The organism is Rhizobium sp. PDO1-076, assembly GCF_000247475.1.
Classification (GTDB): Bacteria; Pseudomonadota; Alphaproteobacteria; order Rhizobiales; family Rhizobiaceae; genus Allorhizobium.
Genome location: NZ_AHZC01000149.1, coordinates 1 through 4,415, shown reverse-complemented (window position 1 = coordinate 4,415; position 4,415 = coordinate 1). Strand labels below are relative to the sequence as shown.

At 55.2% G+C, this 4,415-nt stretch carries 3 protein-coding genes; all 3 read left to right on the top strand.

All coding sequences use genetic code 11. From position 1 onward, the window contains the following. Window positions 1-386 precede the first annotated feature (386 nt). Window positions 387-1,601, top strand: a complete 1,215-nt coding sequence (gene repA / locus PDO_RS10340) for a plasmid partitioning protein RepA (protein WP_007601429.1) — start codon at window positions 387-389, stop codon at window positions 1,599-1,601. Further along, a complete protein-coding gene (repB, locus tag PDO_RS10335) occupies window positions 1,598-2,563 on the top strand; it encodes a plasmid partitioning protein RepB (protein ID WP_007601428.1) in 966 nt (321 codons plus the stop codon). The genes repA and repB overlap by 4 nt, the downstream gene beginning before the upstream one ends. Before the next feature lie 152 nt (window positions 2,564-2,715). Beyond that, window positions 2,716-3,927 carry a plasmid replication protein RepC gene (gene repC / locus PDO_RS10330; protein ID WP_007601425.1) on the top strand — a complete coding sequence of 404 codons (1,212 nt, stop codon included), beginning with the start codon at window positions 2,716-2,718 and terminating at the stop codon, window positions 3,925-3,927. The last annotated feature ends 488 nt before the right edge of the window (window positions 3,928-4,415 follow it).

The following is a 4,415-nucleotide window of genomic DNA, read 5'->3' as shown; positions in this document are numbered from 1 at the left end:
CAGGTCTCCATTGATTTCCGGACACTCTGATCGACTGCAGAACCGGGCCGCGAAACAGTGTCTCGATTGGGTAACTCACGTGCGTCGCCTCCGATTCTGCTTTCATGAGTCGCGCCATTCACCGCAATCACCCCCATCGTTGACCGCTCTTCAGCCTTATCGACTCATATTTTTCGCTACTTTCGCGAACAGGATCCTTTGACAAAAATCGTCTAGATCCTTGTTATATCAGGATGTTTTCGTCCAAGTTCGCCAGCGAAGAGTCGCGTTAAGCTTCTGTTAACCTTAAAGAGCTTGCTCAGCCGTCAGAATCGAGGCTTATTGCAACAGCGGTTGAAAAAGGGTTTTGCCGCACAGAACCGCTGTTACTGAATTTTGGGCCAGACATGAAAACCAAAGCTGAAGCGCAGGCACCATCACGGGAGACTCTCGTAAGTCTCATAGACCGGCATTCATCGGCTCTTGCTGTTCAGTTACAAGCTCATCATGTGAGCACGTTCTCGCCGACGGCGCAAAAAGGAATACGCTATTTCCAGCCCTCGGAAGCTGCAAAGTTCGTGGGCGTGAAGGAGGTTTATCTCCGTCAGGTCTCTAATGATATTGACGATCTAGAGGTAAGTACAACCCCCGGCGGTAGGCGCTCCTATTCCGTGGATGATATCGACAAGATTCGCCGACATCTCGACAAGGTCGGCAGAGCAGACCGCAGATATTTGCCTCATCGCCGCGACGGTGAAGACCTTCAGGTCATTTCCGTTATGAACTTCAAGGGTGGTTCGGGCAAAACGACAACGTCCGTTCATCTCGCCCAATACCTGGCGCTGAAAGGTTATCGCGTCCTCGCCATCGATCTAGATCCGCAAGCAAGTATGTCCGCCCTGTTTGGACATCAGCCCGAACTCGATGTGCATCCGAATGACACGATGTACGGTACCATACGGTATGACGAGAGCCGTCGTCCGGTAAAGGATATCATCCGGAAAACCTACATTCCGGGCCTTGAGCTTGTTCCCGGGAACCTAGAACTGATGGAGTTCGAACACGACACCCCTCGCGCGCTGATGACGCGGCAGCCGGGCGATGTAATGTTCTTTCAACGTCTCAGCGATGCCATCGATGATGTGAGTGACGACTACGATATAGTCATCATCGATTGCCCTCCTCAGCTGGGCTACCTCACGCTGTCTGCCCTCACCGCGGCGACATCGGTTCTCGTGACGGTCCATCCGCAAATGCTGGATGTCATGTCGATGAATCAATTCCTCGCAATGGTTGCTGATCTGCTGCGAGAAGTCGCCGCCGCCGGCGGCAATGTTGATTTTGCCTGGCTGCGCTACCTCATCACCCGGTTTGAGCCGTCCGACGGACCTCAAAATCAGATGGTCGGCTATCTTCGGTCTATTTTCGGCGCTCATGTGCTGAATTTCCCGATGCTGAAGTCGACCGCCGTGTCAGATGCGGGGCTCACGAATCAAACACTTTATGAAGTTGAACGCGGCCAGTTCACACGCAGCACCTATGACCGAGCGATTGAATCGATGAACAGCGTCAATGACGAGATTGAAACCCTGATCAAGAAAGCTTGGGGACGAGCGACATGAGCAGAAAAAACCTCCTGAACCTGATCCAAGTCGACGCCGACATGCCCGTAAAAGCTGCGACATCAGACAACAAGCTTGTCGGGCAAGTCGCCAGCACGATGCGCGAAGAAAAAGCCCGGCAGGCACGCGCCGACGATATCGAGCGGCGGCTTGCCGAGGGTCTGGCTGTCATCGACCTGGACACAGCACTCGTCGAGCCGTCGTTCGTTCGTGACCGCATGCCCGGCGATATCGATGGTCTGCTTTCGTCAATCCGAGAGCAGGGTCAGCAGGTGCCAATCCTGGTCCGTCCTCATCCTGAAAAACCGGGACATTATCAGGTCGCCTTCGGTCATCGCCGTCTGCGCGCCATCCAGGAACTCGGCTTGCAGGTCAAGGCGGTAATCCGTGCCTTGACGGACGAGGAACTGGTGATCGCCCAGGGGCAAGAAAACAACGAACGCGAGGACCTCTCCTACATTGAAAAGTCACGGTTCGCGCAGCGACTGAAGGAACGTTTTCCCCGCGAAGTGATCACATCCGCGATGTCTATCGACAAGGCCGAGTTGTCGCGAATGCTTTCCGTCGTTGAAGCTATTCCCGCTGATCTGATCGATGCTATCGGACCTGCCCCCGGCATTGGGCGGCGAAGCTGGCAAGAGCTCGCGGATTTGATCCATAAGGACGAAAAAAAGAATCCTATGGACCTGGCACGGTTGGACGAGATGCAAAGCATGACCTCGCAGGATCGGTTCAAGGCGCTTCTGACCGCCATCAAGCCACGCCGCGTTGTTCGTGGTTTGCCCGAAGTTCTCTCGACGTCATCCGGTCAGCGACTGGGCCACGTCAAGCTGAGCAAGTCAAAGATCGAGATTACGCTCGACAGGAAGGAGGCGGGGGAGTTCGCGTCTTTCCTGCTCAATGACGCGGTTGCTCTTTTCGAAGAGCGCCGTGCGAAGTCCATTGGAAAAGAGGAAGCATAACCGCAAAAGAAAAGAGCCCCCAAAACGTCGCCGTCTCGGAAGCCCCTATCTGTCTAAGCACCAGTAGAATCGCATTTCCGGGATTCATCGTCAAGAGTCTAGGCGTCGTTTCGGCGAACGAATTTCTTTTGCCTGTTTGAAGGTGAAGAACGATGCATACGGAAAGTGTGACGACGCCCTTTGGGCGGCGGCCGGTGACGCTTGCCCTTGTCAGGCGGCAACAGGCGGTCTGCGAAATACCGATAAGCAAATCTGTCGACAAGTGGAAAGTCTTCCGCGATGCGTCTGTAGCGATGGAACTGTTGGGGCTGCAGTCAAGTAGCCTCTCTGTCCTTGACGCGCTGTTGACTTTCTTCCCCGAAAAAGAACTACGGGGGAATGCGCAGTTGGTGGTTTTCCCGTCGAACATTCAGCTGTCGCTGCGAGCGCACAGCATGCCTGGATCGACCTTACGCCGCCATTTGGGTTCGCTGGTCGACGCCGGCCTGATCATCCGCAAGGATAGCGCCAACGGCAAACGCTTTGCGCGCAAGGGTGCGGACGGGGATGTTGAAAGCGCGTTTGGCTTTGATCTTTCTCCTTTGCTCGCCCGTGCCGAGGAACTCGCGCTGCTGGCCCAGCAGGTGATCGCGACGCGTGCAGAATTCAGGAAAGCCAAGGAAAAGCTCACAATTTGCCGACGGGACACCCGCAAGCTCCTAACGGCAGCCATTGAGGAGGGTGTCGATGGGGATTGGCAGTCGGTCGAGGACGGTTATGTCGGACTGGTGGGCGGCTTCCCGAGGACGCCGACGCTAGTCGAGGTGACGAAAGCGCTTGAAAGCATGGAGATGCTGAAGGAAGAAATCCTCAATCGGTTGGAAATAAACGAAAAAGCAGAATATAATAGCACCAATGATGCCCAAATCGGGCGCCACATACAGAATTCAAATCCCGAATCCACCACTGTATTTGAACCGCGATCGGAACAAGAACAGAGCGAAAGGTCGAGCAAACCCGCGACGCCGAGTGAGCCGCTGAAGGCTTTTCCCCTCTCCGTCGTGCTGAAGGCTTGCCCGCAAATCTCTGACTATGGACCGGGCGGAGCCATCGGGAACTGGCGAGACCTCATGTCTGCGGCGGTGGTGATTCGCTCAATGCTTGGCGTCAGCCCCTCGGCCTATCAGGAGGCCTGTGAAATCATGGGACCCGAAAATGCGGCAGTGGCGATGGCCTGCATCTTCGAACGGGCGAACCTGATCAATTCTGCCGGCGGCTATTTGCGCGACCTCACGAGACGCACCGAGCAGTCGGAATTCTCGCTCGGTCCGATGATCATGGCGCTTTTGAAGGCGAACGCGGGCGGGCAACTGAAGACGGGATAACGCGACTGGCCCTTCCCGCGGCTTGTCACGGCAACGTGTATTCCCGCAGCTGCAGAATGCTCTTGACGTCTATCCCCGTCCAAGTTCGTCAACCGACTGGCATTATAGAGTTGATCAATGAGGCGGCCGTCGCGTCTCGCGGTTGCCGTCGGCGATTTGATCGTCATGGCCGACGGCAACTGTCGTGTCTGTATCGATGGCACAATGGCCACGAGTAGCACTTGGTACTGCATTGCTTTTGTCCCGTTTCGACACGATCGTTAAAATTCGACGAGAGCGGTTTAGGCGTGGTTTTGTTTTCTGCATTATGCGCGTCACATGGTTTGAATGTGAGGAGATTAAATCATGCGGGGCCTGACGCTTGCATTTGGTAGGCATTCAAGCGGGGAGATTTTGCATATCTCCCAGGCCGCGAACGGCAGCAATTGCTTCTGTACTTGCCCCACGGCGCTGAATCCAGGTTAACGGTCAAGCGGCGATGATTTCGG

Bases quoted from the DNA above. Each gene is read 5' to 3' on its own strand.
- repA (WP_007601429.1), top strand. From the start codon at position 387: ATGAAAACCAAAGCTGAAGCGCAGGCACCATCACGGGAGACTCTCGTA.
- repB (WP_007601428.1), top strand. From the start codon at position 1,598: ATGAGCAGAAAAAACCTCCTGAACCTGATCCAAGTCGACGCCGACATG.
- repC (WP_007601425.1), top strand. From the start codon at position 2,716: ATGCATACGGAAAGTGTGACGACGCCCTTTGGGCGGCGGCCGGTGACG.